We start from the raw sequence: 17,184 nt of genomic DNA, 5'->3' as shown, positions 1-17,184 counted from the left end.
CCCCCGCATAGCAAGCGCTTACATGCTGACCCGCGACCCCGCACGCGTCGTCGTCCACGGCTCCGCCGCGGGGAGAGTTCAGCCTGCGCAGCCCCGCTCCGCCATGCCTCCCGCGCGCCGCTCCCGCCGTTTCCCGCCGTTTCCCGCCGTCGAAGGGTTCTCCCATGACCTCGCACCGGACCGCGTTCAGCCGACGCTCCCTGCTCGCCGCCGGGGCGGCCTCCGCCCTCGTACCCGCCGCCGGGACGGCACGGGCCGCCACGGCCGACGACGCCGTGGCTCGGCGGGAGGGGCAGGCCCTGTCCTTCGCCGACCTGCTGGCGCGCGCCCGCGAGATGATCACCGGGCGGGGCTTCGACACCGCCGACCCCGATATCGCCGTGGCCCTGAAGGCCCTCGACAAGACGGCCTCCGGACTCTGGAAGAGCCTGGACCGCTCGGCGGGGCGGGCCGCGCTGTGGGCGGACCTCGCGCCAGTCACCGACGCGGGCATGTTCGGCCAGAGCTACACTTGGCTGCGTTCCCTCGCGACCGCCTGGGCCACCCCCGGCACCTCGCTCAGCGGCTCCGCCGAGGTGACGGCCGCGCTCGCCGCCGGACTGCGCTTCCTGCACGACAAGGCGTATCACCCGGCGGCGGCCGAGCGCGGCAACTGGTGGTTCTGGGAGATCGGCGCGCCGCGGGCCATGCTCGACTGCTGTGTGCTGCTGGGCGGCGAGCTGCCCGCAGCCGACCTGGCCCGCTTCCTGAAGACGGTGGACGCCTTCTGCCCTGACCCCGACCGGCGCACCAACGCGCCGACGCTCGCCGAGACCGGCGCCAACCGCGCGGACAAGGCCGTGATCGTGGCGCTGCGCGGACTGCTCGGCGGGAACGCGGCGAAGGTCACGCTGGCGCGCGACGGTCTCTCCGATGTGCGCGACAAGGGCCGCAACAGCCTGTTCCAGTACGTCACCTCGGGCGACGGCTTCTACGAGGACGGTTCGTTCGTCCAGCACGGGACGGTCGCGTACACCGGCACCTACGGCCAGGTACTGCTCGGTGGCGCCGCGCAGCTGATCGCGCTGCTCGACGGTTCGGCGTGGGCGGTGACCGACCCGAAGGTCGCCGTGCTGTACGAGGCGGTGGACCGGAGTTTTTCCCCGGTGGTCTTCGACGGGCTGATGATGGACGCGCTGCGCGGCCGGGCCGTCTCCCGTGAGAAGGCCAGGGACCGCAACGACGGCGCTGCCACGCTGGCGAGTGTGCTGCTGCTGGCCGCCGGAGCCCCAGCGCGGTACGCCGACTCCTGGCGGGCCACCGCCAAGGGCTGGCTGGAACGGTCCGCCGGTACGTCGTACGGCTCGCTGCTCGCCCTCCCCCATCTCGCCCGCGCGAAGGCCCTGCTGGCGGACGAGGCGGTGCGGCCCGCGGAGCGGCTGACGGGGCTCCGTGTGTTCGCTGACATGGATCGCGTGGTGCACCGGCGGCCCAGCTGGGCGTTCACCCTGTCGCTGTCGTCACGCCGGATCGCGGCGTACGAGGCGGGCAACGGCGAGAACCTGCACGGCTGGTACACCGGTGACGGCATGGCGTACCTGTACAGCGCCGACGATCCGGGGCAGTTCAGCGACGCCTTCTGGCCGACCGTTGATCCGTACCGGCTGCCGGGCACCACGGTCGACACCCGGCGGCGTGCCGATCTGGGCGACGGCGGGACCTCCACGTACCAGCCGCCGAACGCCGTCGCGGGCGGGGCCGCGCTGGGCGGCCGGTACGGTGTGGCGGCGATGGAGCTGATCGCGCAGGGCAGTTCGCTGCGCGCCAGGAAGACGTGGTTCTTCCTCGATGACGCGGTGATCGCACTGGGGGCGGGCATCAGCGCGAGCGACGGACGGCGCGTGGAGACGGTGGTCGACAACCGCCGCCTCCAGGGGGACGGCGTCCAGCAACTGCTGGTGGACGGCGTCGCCCAGCCGGTGGAGCAAGGCTGGTCCCGGGCGTTCGGGCGGTCCGGCTGGGCCCATATCGAGGGCGTCGGCGGCTATGTGTTCCCCTCCGGAGCGAGCCCGCACGCGCTCCGTGAGCAACGCACCGGCGCCTGGCGCGACATCAACACCGGAGCCGACACCGGTGGCAGCGCCACCCGCGTCACCCGCCGCTATCTCACCCTGTGGCTCGACCACGGCGTGTCCCCCACCGCGGCCGGGTACGCGTACGCGCTGCTGCCGCGCGCCTCGGCCGCGGCGACCGAGAGGTGGGCCGCCGCGCGGCCGGTGCGGGTGATCGCCAACAGCGCCACGACGCAGGCCGTGCGGGATGACCGGGTGGGGCTGACCTCGGCGCACTTCTGGGCGGCGGGCAGCGTCGCCGGGATCGCCGCGAGCGGGCCCGCCTCTGTGCTGGTGCGGCGCCGTGCGGGCCAGATCTCGGTCGCCGTCGCCGACTCCGGCCGCACCCAGTCCACGCTCAGCCTCGAACTGCCCTTCCCCCTGCGGGCGGTGACCAGTGCCGATGCCGCCGTGACCCTCACGCCGGGCAGCCGACCGGTACTGAAGGTGGCGGTGGGCGGCTCCCGCGGGCGTACGCACCGGGCCGAACTGGTCTGATCCAGCCCCCCACGCCACGAGGAGTCACCCGATGCCCGCACCGTATCCGCCGCTGCCCCGCACCGACCGGACGCTCTCCCCGCGGACCGGCTGGACCCGCGCGCACTGGGAGGCCATGGCCGACCACCTGCTGGACGCGCTCGTGCCGTACGCGACGCCCGGCTTCGCGCAGTACCGGCTGCCGGGCCGGGGCAGCTGGTCCGGCGTCGTCTCGGACGGCCTTGAGGGATACGCCAGGTCGTTTCTGCTGGCCTCGTTCCGGATCGCGGGGGCGGGCGGGGAGGTGGACCCCGCGCTGATCGAGCGGTACGCGGCGGGCCTCACCGCGGGCACCGACCGCTCCAGCGGTGAGGCGTGGCCCGAGCTGACGGACCGCTCGCAGCAGATGGTGGAGGCCGCCTCGATCGCCATCGGCCTGTTCGAGACCCGCCCCTGGCTCTGGGACCGTCTTGACCTCCGCGTACGGGAGCGGGTGGTGGACTGGCTGTCCGGCTTCGTCGGCGGCCGTACCTGGGACAACAACTGGCGGCTGTTCCAGGTCGTCTCGGAGCAGTTCCTGGCCTCGGTCGGCGCCCCGTACAGCCAAAGGGACATCGACGGCGGCCTGGACCGGATCGAGGACTGGTACGTCGGCGACGGCTGGTACAGCGACGGGGACGGCAGGAACTTCGACTACTACATCGGATGGGCGATGCATCTGTATCCGCTGCTGTGGTCGCGGATGGTGGGCGAGGGGCAGGACGGCGGCCGCGCCGAGGTCTACCGGGAGCGGCTCTCGCGGTTCCTCACCAGCTACCCGCACTTCTTCGGCGGCGACGGCGCCCCGGTCCACCAGGGCCGTTCGCTCGCCTACCGCTTCGCGGCGACGGCTCCCGCGTGGATGGGCGCCCTCGCCGACCGCACCCCGCTGGAGCCCGGCCTCACCCGCCGCCTCGCCTCGGGGGCGCTGCGGCACTTCGTGGAGCGGGGGGTGCCCGACGAGCGCGGACTGCTCACGCTCGGCTGGTACGACACCTTCCTTCCCGCCACCCAGGCGTACTCGGGCCCGGCCTCCCCGTACTGGGCGAGCAAGGGCTTCCTCGGGCTGCTGCTGCCCGCCGGTCATCCGGTGTGGACGGCGCGTGAGGAGCCGCTGCCCGTCGAGGAGGCCGACCAGTACACCGCGCTGCCCGCGCCCGGCTGGCTGCTGCACGGCACTCACCACGACGGCATCGTGCGGCTCGTCAACCACGGCAGCGACCACAACCCGCACGATCCGGCCGCCGGGGACAGCGACGATCCGCACTACGCCAAGTTCGGTTACTCCACGGCGACGGCGCCCGAGGCGGCCCCGCACGCCTGGGAGCGCGCCGTGGACAACCACCTCGCGCTGTTCCCCCCGGATTCCGCTACCGGGCGGCCGGTCGGCGACGTGACCGTGGGACGCCCCGGCGGTCCCCCGTCCCGGCGGCGGCGCATCCATCCGCTGCGCTGCGCCGGGCGCCTGGCCTCCTCCTGGCACACCGCCACGCTGCCCGGCGACGAGCGGGCGTACCGCGTGGAGACGACGAGCGTGCTGCACGGCCCGTGGGAGATCCGGGTGCACCGGCTTGAGGCCCCGGCGGGCGCCGCGCTCCGCGAGGGCGGATACGCGGTCGCCGGGCGGGAGGCGCCCGCCGCCGAGACCGGGCCCGGCTGGGCGCTGGCCCGTAACGCCGACGGGCTGACCAGCGCGGTGGTCGCGCTGCACGGCTGGGACGCCGAGCCGGAGGTGGCCCGGGAGGTGCGGGCCAACGCGTACGGGCCGCACTCGGCCACTCCTGCGCTGTGGCTCGCCCGGCACCCGGGCGGGCACGGGGTGCATGTGTCGCTGGTCGCGCTGTCCGGCGACGCGGTGAGCCCGCGCGCGTTGCGCGAATCGGTCAGGGCCGAGGTGACGGACGCCCGGGTGCGGGTGTCCTTTCCCGACGGCACGGCCGATATCGCCCTGGAGGATGACATATTCACAAATCCGGATGAAGCGGCCATAGAGGGCACTGGTGAGGAGATGTGAACCCCGGCACTGACGCCTGACAGGCGGGCCACGGGAGCGGCCGCGCCCCGCCGGTCGCGCGGGGGAGTGCATACGTTCGGCGGCGTGGGGCACCCGGTCGCCAGCCGCGAACCACGCGGCGACCGGCGAGCCCGGCTTCCAACGAGCGTGCGACGGAGTGGACATGGCGACAGCACCGAGTGGCGGCAGCGCGGACAAGGGCGGCGGCCGCATCACCGCGCCCGAGGCCATGCGCGGCGCCGCTGAGCAGCTCGCGGAGCTGCTGCGGTGCGAGCCGAGTTCGGTATCCGCGATCCGTGCCACCGATGACGGGTGGTCAGCGGATGTCGAGGTCAGGGAGATCGAGAGAGTCCCCGACACGGCCAGCGTCATGGCGTCCTACCGCGTACACCTCGACGAGAGCGGAACGCTCGTCGGCTACGAACGCGTCCGGCGCTACGCGAGGGGCCAGATCGACCGCTGAACGCCGCGGACCACGCCTGCCCCGCCCACATCACGACGCGTGGGTCAGGACGGGTGAGGTACCCGCGCGCGTCCGGACGGGAGCCTGTGAGCCGGTCTCCTCGCCGGTGCGCCGCGTCAGCGCATAAGGAGGAGCCATCGTGACTGTTGTCCCGCATGCCAATACGGCAGCGACCCAAGGAGGGGGAACCGGAAACCTCTATGACGTCCTGGAGCTGATCCTGGACCGCGGCCTGGTCATCGACGCCTTCGTACGGGTGTCGCTGGTGGGCATCGAGATCCTCAAGGTCGACGTCCGGGTGGTCGTCGCGAGTGTCGATACGTATCTGCGGTTCGCCGAGGCCTGTAACCGGCTGGACCTGGAGTCCGGCCGCAAGGCGCCGACGCAGCTGACCGACATCGTCGGCGAGGCCACCGAGAACGGCGCGAAGGGCAAGTCGAAAGGCGCGCTGACCGGCGCCGTGGAAGCCGTCGGCGACACCATCAAGCGGACCAGGAAGGGCGACCCCGAGCCCGCTGAACGCAGCCAGAGCAAGACGACCAGCAGCCGTCGCACCGCGGACCGGGAGGAATAAGCACCATGTCGACGTACGTGTACGCCATCACACCGGCCGATCACCCGATGCGGCTCGACGGCCTGAACGGTGTCGGCGAACCCGGCGGTGAACTGCGCGTCCTGAAGACCAAGGAGCTGGGCGCCGTCGTCAGTGACGCCCCGGAGGACCTGCGCGCCAAGCGCCGCGACCTGATCGCGCACCAGAGCGTGCTGACCCGGCTGCTGGACGACGGTGCCGCGCTGCCGATGCGCTTCGGCCTGGTGGGCCCGGACGACGAGCAGGTGATCGCCGCACTGGAGGAGCGCCGCGAGGCTTACGCCAAGCGGCTGGACGAGATCGACGGCTGCGTCGAGTACAACCTCAAGGTCTCCCGCGACGAGAACGACCTGCTGTGTGAGGTCGTCGCCGACTCGGAGGAGATCCGCCGGCTGAACGACCTGACACGGGAGAACCCCGACGCCCAGCGTGAGCGGGTCGCCCTGGGCGAACTCGTCGCCAACGAGGTGCGACAGCGGCAGGACAGCGTGGCCGAGGAGGTCGTGGCACGGCTGGCGGCCGCCGCACACGACCACCGCGTGGCCGAGGCTACGACGACGCACTTCCTGAATGTGTCGTTCCTGGTCAAGCGGGCGGAAGCGGATGCCTTCACCCAGGCCGTCAACGAGGAGGCCGAGACGCGGGGAACCGGGTACGCGCTGATCCTCAACGGCCCGCTCCCGCCGTACAGCTTCGTCTGAGCCGCCGGTTCCCGCGCACCGCTGTCCCGCCCCGCCGCCGACCGTTGACCGCCGTTGCCTGAGGGCACGACTGGCCGAAGGAGTCCGCCATGGGTCTCATCACAGGTCTGCTGACCCTGCCGTTCGCCCCCGTGCGCGGCACGGCGTGGGTACTCGACCAGGTGCTGCTCACCGCCGAGCGCCAGTACTACGACCCGGAGCCGGTGCGCCAGCGGCTGCTGGCACTGGTGGAGGACCTGCGCGAGGGCCGGGTGACGGAGGCCGAGTTCGACCGTCGCGAGGACGAGCTGCTCGACGAGCTGGAGTGGCTGGAGGACTGCCAGCGGCGGCTGCGGGCCCGCTCCTAGCGGCGCCTCGGCCCACCGGAGCACCGATAGCGGGCCGGGCCGGCCGTTGTTCCTCCGTGTCCCTCTCGTACGCCCCCGCACCCGTCCTCACCACCGGCCCGCACCGTCCGCGCGCCCCGTCACCGGCTCAGTGCCGCCAGCACGCCCACCACCACGAGGAGGCGCATCCCCCGTGTCTGACTCTCTCGCCGCCCGCATGGGACCCACCGGCGCGCCGTCGCCGTACAGCCAGCAGGGTTCGTCCGCGAACCTCGCCGACATCCTCGAACGCGTCCTCGACAAGGGCGTGGTCATCGCGGGCGACATCCAGATCAACCTGCTCGACATCGAGCTGTTGACGATCAAACTGCGGCTGCTGGTCGCCTCGGTCGACAAGGCCAAGGAGATGGGCATCGACTGGTGGGAGCACGACCCGTCGCTGTCCTCCCGGGCCAACGGCGGCTCCCAGCGGACCGTCAGCGGGCGGCCCCGGCAGGAGCTGGCCGAGGAGAACGAGCGGCTGCGCGCCGAACTCGACGAGCTGCGGGCCATCGCCGCGCCCGCCACCGGCGACGCGCGGCGGTCCGACGGCGAGGAGGAGCACGAGACACGGGCCCCTGACGCGGGAGGCGAGCGATGAACACCGACAAGAACTCAGCGGTGGACGGCGCGGCACTGAACGGCGACGCGGGCCCGGTGGCCGACGCCGCCCCCGTCCCCTACCCGCGCGGTGGCGCACCGGCGCCCGGGCCCATCCCGGTGCCGCCCGCCCCGGCCGCCCCGCCCGGTCGGCACGCCTACGTCTACGCCATCGGGCGCGACGAGCCCGCCCTCACCGGCCTGGCGGCGAGCCTGACGGGCCTGGGCGGCGCCCCGGTGCGCACGGTGTGCGCGGACCGGCTGGCCGCCCTGGTGTGCGACGTACCGGCGGAGCAGTTCGACGAGGAGGGACTGCGGGCCCAACTGGAGGACATGGGACGGCTGGAGGCCATCGCCCGGTCGCACCACGCGCTGGTGGCGGCCGCCAGTCAGCGTGCCACGGTCCTGCCCATGCGGCTGGCCACCGTCTACCGGGATGAGGCGGGCGTGGCGCAGGCGCTCCAGGAGCGGGGCACCGTCTTCCGTACGCTGCTCGGCCAGTTGGAGGGGCACGCCGAGTGGGGCGTCAAGATCTACGTCGATCCGCGTGTGGCCACCCCGGCGACGCCGCCGGGCGGGGGCAAGGAGCCGGACGAGCCGAAGGAGGCGATCAGCCCCGGGCGCGACTATCTGCGGCGGCGCCACGCGCGGCGGCGCGGGCAGCAGGACGTGTACCGCGCCGCTGAGGCCGTGGTCACCCGGGTCGCCGAGCTGGCGGCCGGCATCGCCACGCAGCGGGTGGCGCACCGGCCGCAGCGCGGTGAACTGGCGACCGGGCCCGGCGAGAACGTCGTCAACGACGCCTACCTCGTGGCCGACGACGACGCCGACAGATTCCAAGAGGCGCTGGCCGGGGTGGCGTCGCAGGCGCCCGGGGTGCGGGTCGAGGTGACGGGCCCGTGGGCCCCGTACTCCTTCAGCACGCCGCCCGGCGACCTGGGGGGTGGCCCCGGTGCCCGCTGACCCCTCCGATTCCCTCGTCGACAGCCGGGACGTGCTGTGCGGCAGGCAGGTCGCGCTCATCGACCTGCTCGACCGGCTGTTGACGGAGGGCGCCGTCCTCACGGGTGACCTGGTCCTGTCGGTCGCCGACGTGGACCTGGTGCGGGTCAATCTCCGCGCCGTCATCCACTCGATCACCGCGGACAGCCCGTCGCCATGGTGAACCGGCCGTGGCGCGGACGAAGGGAGCACCACCATGACTGATGTGTCCGACGTGCCCGGCCACGCCGGGACAGCCGCCGGGACAGCTGCAGCGGCCGGGCCCGGCGGCGGGCAGCCCGGTCCCGGTGCCCGGCTGGAGGAACTGGCCGGTGCGGCGGCGCGCGCCTTCGCGCTGCTGCCCGAGGGACCCGGCGGCGACGCGGCGGGCGGGCGGCGCGAGGGCGCGCTCGCGCAGCGGCTGCGTACCGACCCCGACACGGTGGAACGGGACCTGATCAGGCTGGTGCTGACGATCGTCGAGCTGCTGCGCCAGCTGATGGAACGCACCGCCATGCACCGGGTGGAGCAGGGGGATCTGAATGTGGAGCAGGAGGAGCGCGTGGGGCTGACGCTGATGACCCTGGAGGAGCGCATGGCCGAGCTGTGCGACCGCTACGGACTGACGCTGGACGACCTCAACCTGGATCTGGGCCCGCTGGGTTCGCTGCTGCCGCGCGACGGAGCCTGAGCACCACCGCCACGGCACCGCCCGTCGGGCCGGGGCGGCGTCAGATGCCGTAGACGCGGGCGGCGGCGCCCCCGAAGACGTCCGCCCGCTCGTCGGCGCCGAGCGCGGCGGTCAGCTCGCGGGCGGCCGCCAGCACCCGCGGATAGCTCGCCGCGAGCTCGCACACCGGCCAGTCGGAGCCGAACATCACCCGCGCCGGGCCGAACGCGTCGAGCACGGCATCCGCGTACGGGCGCAGACCGGCCACCGACCAGGTGCCCCAGTCGGCCTCGGTGACCATGCCGGAGAGCTTGCAGCAGACGTTGGGCAGCGACGCCAGCCTCCGGATCTCCCCGCGCCAGGGTTCCAGCGCTCCGGAGGCGATCGGCGGCTTCCCCAGGTGATCGAGGACGAAGGTCAGCTCGGGCACGGCCTCGGCCGCCTCGCGCGCGGCGGCGAGCTGCCGCTCCAGGATGACCAGGTCGTACGTGAGGCCGCCGTGCGCGACGGCGCGCAGGCCGCGCAGCACGTCGGGGCGCACCATCCAGCGCGGGTCGGGCTCGCCCTGGACCTGGTGCCGGACGCCGACCAGCCGGTCACCGCCGGGCAGCGCGCGCAGCGCGGCGAGGGTGTCGCCGACGTCCGGTGCGGTGAGGTCGGCCCACCCGACGACTCCGGCGACCAGCTCATGGCCGTCCGCGAGGGCGAGCAGTTCCGGGGTCTCCTCCGGGACGGTGACGGTCTGCACGACGACGGTCGCGGCGACGGAGGCGGACCGGGCCTCCTGAGCCAGCTCGGACAGCGGGAAGTCGCGGCGCAGCGGGGCCAGTCGCTCGCCGGTGATCCAGTCCTGGTCGCGGACCGAGAGATCCCATACGTGGTGGTGGGCGTCGATGACGCGGGGCGGGCTCACAGCTGCCAGACCACCGGCAGTGAGGCGTCGGCGCCGTCCGCCGAGTAGTCGTGGACGACGTCGAGCAGTTCGCCCATGCGCTGCTGCCAGGCGGCGTTGACCGGCAGCTTCTCCAGCTCCGCGAGCATGCGCGGGTAGTCGTCGACCTCAAGGACGTGGAAGAGGTCGGTGCCGCTGCGCCAGATCGTCCATGAGGTCGCCCCGGCGGCGCGGATCGCCCGGGTCAGCTCCTCGGGCACTTCGCGGTGGGCCGCCTCGTACTCCTCCACGCGGTCGGCGCGGACCCTGGTGTGCAGTGCGATCTTCATGGTCGGTCCTCACTCGGTGGGGCTGTCGGTGGTGACGGGCGCGAGGGGTGGGCGGGGGAAGGACTGGCGCCCGGGAGCGCGCCGGGGACCGGCACGCCGTCCGGGAGCAGGCCGTGGGCGCGCAGGTCCGCCCACAGCGCCCCGGGCACGGGGGTGTCCAGGCAGCGGGCGGCGTCGGTGGCCTCGCGTGCGGACCGGGCGCCGACGAGCACACTGGCGACGGCGGGGTGCCCGAAGGGAAAGCGCAGCGCGGCGGCGCGCAGCGGGGTGTGGTGCCTGGCCGCCGCGTCCTTCAGCGCCAGGGCGCGGCGCAGCAGCGGTTCCGGCGCGGTGGCGTAGTCGAAGGTGGCGCCCGGCTTGGGGTCGGCGAGCAGGCCGGAGTTGAAGACCCCGCCGATGACGACGCTCTTGCCCCGGCGCGCCGCCTCGGGCAGCAGGTCGGCCAGGGCGCTCTGGTCGAGGAGGGTGTAGCGGCCCGCGAGCAGGACGGCGTCCACGTCGGTGTCGCGGACGAACCTGGCGAGCATCGCCGACTGGTTCATGCCCGCCCCGATGGCGCCCACCACGCCTTCGGCGCGCAGTCGCTCCAGCACCGGGTAGGCGTCGCGGAACGCCGCTTCGGCGTGGTCGTCGGGGTCGTGGAGGTAGACGATGTCGACGCGGTCGAGTCCCAGTCGGGTCAGGCTGGTCTCCAGACCGCGCCGTACGCCATCGGCGCTGAAGTCCCAGACGCGGCGGTGGGTCGCCGGTACGGCGAAGCCGTGGGCGAGGTCGTCGCCGGTGCCGGTGGGGTCGGGCTCCAGGAGGCGGCCCACTTTGGTGGAGAGGGTGTAGGAGTCCCGCGGCCGGTCGCCGAGGGCGGCTCCGAGCCGGCGTTCGGACAGGCCGAGCCCGTAGTGCGGTGCGGTGTCGAACGAGCGGATGCCCGCGTCCCAGGCGGCGTTCACGGCCGCTGTGGCTTCCGCTTCGCTGACGGGGGCGTAGAGATTGCCGAGGGCGGCGCCCCCGAAGGCGAGTTCGGTGACGGTGACGCCGCTGTCTCCCAGTGTTGTCGTACGCAAGGTCCCGCCCTTTCAGGTCGCTGCCGGGCGGCGCGCCGGGCGCGGCCCGCGCGTCGCCGTGCCGCTCGCAGGCGCGGGGTCTGGCGCGGTCCGGGTGCCTGCCGTCGGGGCTCTCATGCCGGGACCCCCTGGGGCGTGGTGGCGTCGGCGGCCCAGAACGCGCCGTCCGGATAGGTGTACGTGGCGATCGACTCCGGGCACATGGCCGCGGAGAAGCCGGGCTCAAGCGGGGCGGTGTAGTGCCCGTCGCGGACGGTCGCGGGGGCGGTGAAGTGCTCGTGGAGGTGGTCCACGTACTCGATGACACGGTCCTCGACGGTCCCGGTGAGTGCCACGTAGTCGAACATGGACAGGTGCTGGACGAGTTCGCACAGGCCGACGCCGCCCGCGTGCGGGCAGACCGGCACGCCGAACTTCGCGGCGAGCAGCAGGATCGCCAGGTTCTCGTTGACGCCGCCGACGCGGGTCGCGTCGATCTGGAGGATGTCGATGGCGCGGGCCTGGAGGAGCTGTTTGAACACGATGCGGTTCTGTACGTGTTCGCCGGTGGCGACCTTCGTCGGCGCTACGGCCTTGCGGACCGCGGCGTGGCCGAGGATGTCGTCGGGGCTGGTGGGCTCCTCGATCCAGTACGGCTGGAACTCGGCCAGGGCGCGCGTCCAGGTGATCGCCTCGTCCACGTTCCACCGCTGGTTGGCGTCGATGGCGACGCGGATGCCGTCCCCGACGGCGGACCTGGCCACCCGGCAGCGCCGGACGTCGTCGGCGAGGTCGGCGCCGACCTTCAGCTTGATCTGCGTGAAGCCGTCGCTGACTGCGCCGCGCGCCAGCCGGGTCAGCTTCTCGTCACTGTAGCCGAGCCAGCCGGGCGAGGTGGTGTACGCCGGGTAGCCGCGGCCGCGCAGGGCGCGTTCGCGGTCCGCGCTGCCGCGCTTGCCGTCGCGCAGCAGGGACAGCGCCTCGCCGGGGCTCAGCGCGTCGTCGATGTAGCGGAAGTCGACCTGGGAGACGAGCCATTCAGGTTCGGCGTCGGACAGCAGCTGCCACAGCGGTTTGTGCGCCCGCTTGGCCGCCAGGTCCCATACGGCGTTGATGACGGCCCCGATCGCCATGTGCATCACGCCCTTCTCAGGGCCGAGCCAGCGCAGTTGGCTGTCGCCCGTCAGGTCGCGGGCGAGGGAGGCGGGGTCGGCGCACAGGGCGTCGACGGGGCGGCCGATCAGATGGGGGCGCAGGGCGTCGATGGCGGCGACCTGGACATCGTTGCCGCGGCCGATGGTGAAGGTGAAGCCGTGTCCCTCGGTGCCGTCGCCCGCGTCGGTGCGCAGCACGAGGTAGGCGGCGGAGTAGTCAGGGTCCGGGTTCATCGCGTCGGAGCCGTCGAGCTCCCGGGAGGTGGGAAACCGGATGTCGTAGGTGTCCATAGCCAGGACGCGCGCGGTTGAGGAGGACGGCACTGCGGACGCTGCGGACGCCATGGAGGTACCTTTCAGGCTGGTGCTCAGGCTTGTACGGGGGCGGCTGCCGGGTACCAGGGCCGTCGATGGCCGGGTCCACGGTGTTCGCGGGGGCGCGGACAGGCGGAGAGGGCGGATGAGGCGGACAGCGGGCGGTCGGGCGGGCCGGGGGCGGCCCCGGCCGGGGTGCCGGTGGTCAGCACGCCGCCGGGTTCCAGGACCGGTACTGCTTCGGATACCACACCGGGCAGGGCACCTCGAAGATCATGTCGCTGGTGTGGCCGTCCTGCTTCACGGGGTTCTCCCTGGCCGGGTCACGGTGCGGGGCCCGCCGGGCGGGCCGGGCGTACGCGGCAGGGCGTTCCCGTCGCACCGCGGCGGCCCGGGCCCGGGTGGAGGGCCCGCCGACGTGCGGCTGACCACCCGGTCCGGTCAGCCGGTATCGGTGGTCAGTCCTGCGCCCGGCCTGTGGTGACGCGGGCGATCATCAGGGCCAGCAGGATGATGCCGCCGTAGATGGCCTGAATCCAGAACGAGGGAACCTGGGCGAGGGTGAGCAGGTTCTGCACGACACCCAGGAGCAGCACGCCGGTCAGCGCGCCGAACATGGTGCCCTTGCCGCCGTCGAGGCTGATGCCGCCGATCACCGCGGCCGCGAAGACCGTGAAGATCATGTTCTGGCCCTGGTTGGCGTTGATGGCGCCGACGTAGCCGGTCTGTATCAGCCCGCCGACGGCCGCCAGGGCACCGGCGGTCACGAAGACCCCGATCATGATGCGGTCCACCCGGATGCCCGCGGCGCGCGCCGCTTCGGGGTTGCCGCCGATCGCGTAGAGGGAGCGGCCCCAGCGGTGGTACTTCAGCACGAATCCGGCGACGCCGAAGGCGGCGGCCGCGAGCCAGACCGACATCGGTATCCGCAGGAACGTGGTGGTCGCCAGGGTGAAGAAGCCCTCGGGCATGCCGAAAAGCGTCTTGCCCTCGGTCGCGCCGACGAGCAGTCCGCGCAGCACGATGAGCATGGCGAGGGTCACGATGAACGCGTTCAGCCGCAGTTTGACGACCAGCAGGCCGTTCAGCCCGCCGAGTACGGCACCGGCGAGCACCATGGCGGCCAGGGCCAGTGCCGTGGGCCAGTTCCAGCCCCAGCCCGACTGCGCGGCCGGCAGCACCAGCAGCGCGCCGAGCGCCGGGGCGATGCCGACGACCGACTCCAGGGAGAGGTCGAACTTGCCGGTGATCAGGACCAGCGATTCCGCGAGGACGACCATGGCCAGCGCGGCGGACGCGCCGAGGATGCTGATGAGGTTCGCTTCGGTGAGGAAGCTGTCGTTGACGACCGCGCCGAGCACCACCAGGGCGATCAGGGCGGGTACGAGCGCGAGTTCGCGAACTCTGCGCAGCAGTGCCGCGCGGGCCGCCGCCCCGGCCCCGCCGCCCGGGGGCGCCTTGCGGGGGGACTTCGTCGCGGGCTTCGAGGCGACGTGGGCGGCGGTGTCAGCCACGGTCCACTCCTTCAATCGAGGCGATCAGCTCGTGGTCGTGCCACCCGGCCGGGTGTTCGGCGACGGTGTGGCCATGGAAGAGGACGAGGACGCGGTCACAGCCGCGCAGGTCCTCCAGCTCGTCGGAGACCACCAGGACGGCGAGGCCGTCCTGGCGGGCGCGCTCGATCCTGGCGAGCAGGGAGTCCTTGGACTTCACGTCCACCCCGGCGGTGGGGTTGATGAGGACGAGCAGGCGCGGGTCGGAGGCGAGCGCGCGGGCCATGACGACCTTTTGCGCGTTGCCGCCGGAGAGGTCGGACACCGGCTGGTCGGGCCCCTCGGTGTGGATGTCGAGCCGGTCGATGAGGTCGCGGGCGACCGCGCGTCTGCGTCCGGCGCTGACGAGTCCGCGACGCCCAAGGCGCCCGAGGACGCTGAGGGTAACGTTGTCACCCACGCTCATGCCGGGCACGAGTCCCTGGTGGTGGCGGTCGCGCGGTACGCAGCCCACTCCGGCCCGCAGCGCCTTGGTGACGTCGCCGAGCGGCAGCGGAGCGCCGTCGAGTTCGGCCGTGCCGCGGCTCGGCCGGCGCAGCCCTGCCAGCGACTCGGCCAGTTCGGTCTTGCCGCTGCCGCTGCTGCCCGCGAGGCCGACGACCTCGCCTTCGCGGATGTGGAAGCTGATGTCCTCGAAGGCGTCGCCCGTCAGGCCGCGCACGCCCAGCCGGACGGGGGTGTCCGCGGGCAGTGCGGGCCTGGCCGCGCTGGTCGAGGCGCTGACGGGCTCCCCCGCCATCGCCTCGACCAGTGCGGGGCGCGGCAGTTCGGTGACCGGGGCTGTGGTGATCCAGCGGGCGTCGCGCAGGACGGTGACGTCCTGGCACACCTCGTAGACCTCTTGCAGGTGGTGCGAGATGAACAGGAACGTGACCCCGGATTCCTGGAGGGCCCGCATCCGGTGGAACAGCCGCTCGATCTCCTGGTTGTCCAGTTGCGCGGTGGGCTCGTCCAGGACGATGAACCGGGCGCCGAAGGACAGCGCGCGGGCGATCTCGACGAGCTGCCTGTCCTCGACCTTCAGGTCCCCGGCGCGGGTGGCGGGATCGACATGGACGTCCCAGGCCGCCAGCAACTCGGCTGCCTCAGCGTGCAGTCGGCGCCAGTTGATCACCCCGGCCCCGCGGGTGGGCTGCCGGTTGACGAACAGGTTCTCGGCGACCGTGAGGTCGGTGATGATGGTGGACTTCTGGTAGACGCAGGCGACCTTGCGGCGCCAGGCGCCGCTGTCGGACAGCGGTGGTGCCGGCTGTCCGTCGAAGGTGAGGGTGCCCGTGTCGGCCGCCTGGAGTCCGGTGAGGATCGACACCAGGGTCGACTTCCCGGCCCCGTTGCGGCCGACGAGGGCGTGGGTGCGGCCCGGCCGTACGGTGAGCCGGGCCCCGGCGAGGGCGGTGGTGGCTCCGTAGCGCTTGCTGACGCCGACCGCCTCCACCAGCGGGGGGTGGGTGGTATTGGTCATGACGGGCCTCACTTGACCGTGTTGCCCCAGAGCTTGGGGTCATCGACGTTGTCCTTGGTCACCAGCGGGGCGCGCAGCTGGTCTTCGAGGAGCCCGCTGGGCAGCTTGACGATCCTCGAATCGTGGTCGGTGCGGCCCGGCTTGAACTTCTCGCCGCGCATGGCCGCCTTGATGTAGCGCATGCCGTACTTGGCGTACTCGTCGGCGGGCTGCGACACGGTCGCGTCGATGAGGCCCTTGCGGATCGCGTCGAACTCCTGCGGAATCCCGTCGTTGGAGATGATCGCGATGTGCTTCGGGTCCCCGGCCTTCTTCAGCATCCCCTTGCTCTTGAGGGTCTGGAGGGCGGGGGCCAGGTAGACGCCGCCCGCCTGGAGGTAGATGCCCTTGACGTCGGGGTTGGCGTTCAGCAGGGTGTCCAGCTTGGAGGCGGCGGTGTCGGACTCCCACTTGGCCGGGATCTCCAGGACCTCCAGCTGGGGGTACTTCTTCTTCACGCACGAGCGGAACGCCTTGGACCGCTCACGCCCGTTGACGGAGGCCAGGTCGCCCATGACCTGGACGACCTTGCCGGAGTGGACCTTCTTGCCGAGGTACTCGCACGCCTGCTGACCGTAGGAGAAGTTGTTCGCCCGTACGACGATGGCGACCTTGCCCTTTTCCGGGGCGACGTCCACGGCGACGACGGGGACGCCCTTGCGTTCGGCCTGGTCGAGTCCGGCGACGATCGCCGAGCTGTCCAGCGGGGCGACGACCAGACCCTTGACCGACTGGTTCAACTGGCTGTTGATGTCGGTGATCTGCTGGGCGGGGTCACTGTTGGAGTTGACGGTCTTGAGCGTGTCGACGCCTTCCGACTTGGCCATCTTCGGCACGTAGTCGTTGTACGACTGCCAGAACGGGGAGGTCAGCAGGGGCAGGATGACGCCGACCTTGCCCTCTCCCTTCCCTCCGGAGCTGGTGCTGTCCGTGGTGCTGCCGCATCCGGTGGCCGACACCAGAGCGGCGGCGGTCACCGCGCACACCAGGCTGGCGCGCTTGTTTCTGACTGCTGTGCTGAACACCATCGGAAGGCTCCTCAGAGGGGAAGCGCACACGTGAAGTGCCGCGCCAGACGGCTCCAGACGCCGCCGCCACGCAATAATCATCCGATCTATTGGGCCGCACAAGCCTCTTTAGCTCACAGATCCGCAACGCACCCGTTTTACATCCAATCTTTGGGGCACGGCGGAGATTTGGATGCCCTCCCCACCGATCCCGCGCCATGGAGGCGTGGCGGCCGCGTTCCGCCCGGCCCGGCACGCTGTCGGTGCCGGCACGCCGAGCGCGGGCCGGTGGACAGCGTCCGCGCGGAGCAAAGCCCGTTCCCTGCCCGCGCGTTACCGCGCGAGGTGGGTGCGGCGACTCCCCGAGGGCGGCCAAGTCCCGGCGGAGACAGCGTAGTCAC

The 17,184-nt window shown here is 72.5% G+C and carries 17 protein-coding genes; 10 read left to right on the top strand and 7 right to left on the bottom strand.

The features are described 5' to 3' along the window. The first annotated feature begins 164 nt into the window (after positions 1-164). The 10 genes from AC5P1B_RS02035 to AC5P1B_RS01990 all read left to right on the top strand — a co-directional run bounded on the left by AC5P1B_RS02035 (position 165) and on the right by AC5P1B_RS01990 (position 9,013). Positions 165-2,588, top strand: coding sequence for a polysaccharide lyase 8 family protein (locus tag AC5P1B_RS02035; protein ID WP_493884379.1), 2,424 nt, complete (start codon positions 165-167; stop codon positions 2,586-2,588). A gap of 31 nt (positions 2,589-2,619) precedes the next feature. Next, on the top strand, positions 2,620-4,620 hold the full coding sequence (locus tag AC5P1B_RS02030) for a DUF2264 domain-containing protein (RefSeq protein WP_493884378.1): 2,001 nt from the start codon (positions 2,620-2,622) through the stop codon (positions 4,618-4,620). Positions 4,621-4,783: 163 nt separating this feature from the next. After that, positions 4,784-5,083 (top strand): gas vesicle protein GvpO, encoded by a 300-nt coding sequence (locus tag AC5P1B_RS02025; protein ID WP_493884377.1) that lies wholly within the window; start codon positions 4,784-4,786, stop codon positions 5,081-5,083. Between the two features lie 139 nt (positions 5,084-5,222). Then, the gene (gene gvpJ, locus AC5P1B_RS02020) at positions 5,223-5,657 is read left to right on the top strand and encodes a gas vesicle protein GvpJ (RefSeq protein WP_493884376.1); all 435 of its coding nucleotides are present in this window, start codon (positions 5,223-5,225) and stop codon (positions 5,655-5,657) included. 5 nt (positions 5,658-5,662) lie between these two features. Then, positions 5,663-6,376, top strand: coding sequence for a GvpL/GvpF family gas vesicle protein (locus AC5P1B_RS02015; protein ID WP_493884375.1), 714 nt, complete (start codon positions 5,663-5,665; stop codon positions 6,374-6,376). 89 nt (positions 6,377-6,465) lie between these two features. After that, positions 6,466-6,723 (top strand): gas vesicle protein GvpG, encoded by a 258-nt coding sequence (locus tag AC5P1B_RS02010; protein WP_493884374.1) that lies wholly within the window; start codon positions 6,466-6,468, stop codon positions 6,721-6,723. Between the two features lie 172 nt (positions 6,724-6,895). Further along, a complete protein-coding gene (locus tag AC5P1B_RS02005; RefSeq protein ID WP_493884373.1) occupies positions 6,896-7,342 on the top strand; it encodes a gas vesicle protein in 447 nt (148 codons plus the stop codon). Beyond that, positions 7,339-8,304 (top strand): GvpL/GvpF family gas vesicle protein, encoded by a 966-nt coding sequence (locus AC5P1B_RS02000; RefSeq protein ID WP_493884372.1) that lies wholly within the window; start codon positions 7,339-7,341, stop codon positions 8,302-8,304. Before AC5P1B_RS02005 ends, AC5P1B_RS02000 begins: the two co-directional genes overlap by 4 nt. Continuing rightward, positions 8,294-8,506 (top strand): gas vesicle protein, encoded by a 213-nt coding sequence (locus AC5P1B_RS01995; RefSeq protein WP_493884371.1) that lies wholly within the window; start codon positions 8,294-8,296, stop codon positions 8,504-8,506. The genes AC5P1B_RS02000 and AC5P1B_RS01995 overlap by 11 nt, the downstream gene beginning before the upstream one ends. 33 nt (positions 8,507-8,539) lie before the next feature. Then, positions 8,540-9,013 (top strand): gas vesicle protein K, encoded by a 474-nt coding sequence (locus AC5P1B_RS01990; protein WP_493884370.1) that lies wholly within the window; start codon positions 8,540-8,542, stop codon positions 9,011-9,013. Between the two features lie 40 nt (positions 9,014-9,053). Here the strand turns inward: AC5P1B_RS01990 and AC5P1B_RS01985 are convergent, their stop codons facing one another. The 7 genes from AC5P1B_RS01985 to AC5P1B_RS01955 all read right to left on the bottom strand — a co-directional run bounded on the left by AC5P1B_RS01985 (position 9,054) and on the right by AC5P1B_RS01955 (position 16,804). Further along, positions 9,054-9,905 carry an amidohydrolase family protein gene (locus tag AC5P1B_RS01985; RefSeq protein ID WP_493884369.1) on the bottom strand — a complete coding sequence of 284 codons (852 nt, stop codon included), beginning with the start codon at positions 9,903-9,905 and terminating at the stop codon, positions 9,054-9,056. Next, complete coding sequence (locus AC5P1B_RS01980; RefSeq protein ID WP_493884368.1) at positions 9,902-10,213, bottom strand: L-rhamnose mutarotase; 312 nt, start codon at positions 10,211-10,213, stop codon at positions 9,902-9,904. The genes AC5P1B_RS01985 and AC5P1B_RS01980 overlap by 4 nt, the downstream gene beginning before the upstream one ends. After that, positions 10,210-11,274, bottom strand: a complete 1,065-nt coding sequence (locus tag AC5P1B_RS01975; protein WP_493884367.1) for an aldo/keto reductase — start codon at positions 11,272-11,274, stop codon at positions 10,210-10,212. The genes AC5P1B_RS01980 and AC5P1B_RS01975 overlap by 4 nt, the downstream gene beginning before the upstream one ends. 113 nt (positions 11,275-11,387) lie before the next feature. After that, positions 11,388-12,752, bottom strand: a complete 1,365-nt coding sequence (locus AC5P1B_RS01970) for an enolase C-terminal domain-like protein (protein ID WP_493884366.1) — start codon at positions 12,750-12,752, stop codon at positions 11,388-11,390. 428 nt (positions 12,753-13,180) lie between these two features. After that, complete coding sequence (locus AC5P1B_RS01965) at positions 13,181-14,236, bottom strand: ABC transporter permease (RefSeq protein ID WP_493884365.1); 1,056 nt, start codon at positions 14,234-14,236, stop codon at positions 13,181-13,183. Beyond that, complete coding sequence (locus tag AC5P1B_RS01960; RefSeq protein ID WP_493884364.1) at positions 14,229-15,737, bottom strand: sugar ABC transporter ATP-binding protein; 1,509 nt, start codon at positions 15,735-15,737, stop codon at positions 14,229-14,231. The genes AC5P1B_RS01965 and AC5P1B_RS01960 overlap by 8 nt, the downstream gene beginning before the upstream one ends. 8 nt (positions 15,738-15,745) lie before the next feature. Next, positions 15,746-16,804: a sugar ABC transporter substrate-binding protein gene (locus tag AC5P1B_RS01955; RefSeq protein WP_493884363.1), complete on the bottom strand. Its 1,059-nt coding sequence runs from the start codon at positions 16,802-16,804 to the stop codon at positions 15,746-15,748. Positions 16,805-17,184: the final 380 nt, after the last annotated feature.

This window comes from Streptomyces sp. A01, assembly GCF_059026195.1.
The sequence above is the reverse complement of the archived record's forward strand: the minus strand, read 5'-3'. Positions and strand labels throughout refer to the sequence as shown.

Excerpts from the sequence above, each read along its gene's own strand:
- AC5P1B_RS01990 (WP_493884370.1), top strand. The coding sequence starts at position 8,540 with ATGACTGATGTGTCCGACGTGCCCGGCCACGCCGGGACAGCCGCCGGG.
- AC5P1B_RS01980 (WP_493884368.1), bottom strand. The coding sequence starts at position 10,213 with ATGAAGATCGCACTGCACACCAGGGTCCGCGCCGACCGCGTGGAGGAG.
- AC5P1B_RS02030 (WP_493884378.1), top strand. The coding sequence starts at position 2,620 with ATGCCCGCACCGTATCCGCCGCTGCCCCGCACCGACCGGACGCTCTCC.
- AC5P1B_RS01970 (WP_493884366.1), bottom strand. The coding sequence starts at position 12,752 with ATGGCGTCCGCAGCGTCCGCAGTGCCGTCCTCCTCAACCGCGCGCGTC.
- AC5P1B_RS02010 (WP_493884374.1), top strand. The coding sequence starts at position 6,466 with ATGGGTCTCATCACAGGTCTGCTGACCCTGCCGTTCGCCCCCGTGCGC.
- AC5P1B_RS02035 (WP_493884379.1), top strand. The coding sequence starts at position 165 with ATGACCTCGCACCGGACCGCGTTCAGCCGACGCTCCCTGCTCGCCGCC.
- AC5P1B_RS01960 (WP_493884364.1), bottom strand. The coding sequence starts at position 15,737 with ATGACCAATACCACCCACCCCCCGCTGGTGGAGGCGGTCGGCGTCAGC.
- AC5P1B_RS02015 (WP_493884375.1), top strand. The coding sequence starts at position 5,663 with ATGTCGACGTACGTGTACGCCATCACACCGGCCGATCACCCGATGCGG.
- AC5P1B_RS01955 (WP_493884363.1), bottom strand. The coding sequence starts at position 16,804 with ATGGTGTTCAGCACAGCAGTCAGAAACAAGCGCGCCAGCCTGGTGTGC.
- AC5P1B_RS02025 (WP_493884377.1), top strand. The coding sequence starts at position 4,784 with ATGGCGACAGCACCGAGTGGCGGCAGCGCGGACAAGGGCGGCGGCCGC.
- AC5P1B_RS02000 (WP_493884372.1), top strand. The coding sequence starts at position 7,339 with ATGAACACCGACAAGAACTCAGCGGTGGACGGCGCGGCACTGAACGGC.